This window comes from Bremerella sp. JC817, assembly GCF_040718835.1.
Lineage (GTDB): Bacteria > Planctomycetota > Planctomycetia > Pirellulales > Pirellulaceae > Bremerella.
The window spans coordinates 1-414 of the sequence record NZ_JBFEFG010000156.1; the positions used below are offsets into that span (position 1 = coordinate 1).

Genomic DNA, 414 nt, shown 5'->3' on the forward strand with positions numbered 1-414 from the left:
GGTCGCGGGGATCGACCGCGTCACAGACTCTTCAGGAACAGGATCAGGTCCGCCAGGTCGTCCGGGCCGAGCGGCTCCTCAAGTTGGTGCTCGTGCCCCTCGAACACGTCTTCGAGCGTGCGTGCCCGGCCGTCGTGGAAGTACATCCGCCGGCGGCCGACCCCGCGCAGCGAAGGCGGGTTGAACGCGGTCTGCCCCTGCTCGTCGCTCAGGCCCACGTCATAAACCTTTGCCGACGTGTACACCGGCGGCGTGTGGCAGCGGTCGCAGCGGAGGTCGCGGAAGAGGTCCGCCCCGCGAGCCACCGCCTCGGCGTCGAACGTCGGGTCGCCCGGGGCGGTCAGGGCAGGGGGGGGCGGCAGCGATCGGAGGAACGCCTCGATCTCGGCCGCCTCGCCGTCATACAAGGAGTAT

Annotated in this window: 1 pseudogene; it reads right to left on the reverse strand. The window is 70.3% G+C overall.

From position 1 onward, the window contains the following. Window positions 1-20 precede the first annotated feature (20 nt). Window positions 21-414, reverse strand: a pseudogene (locus AB1L30_RS00735) (methylamine utilization protein MauG); the annotation flags it as partial.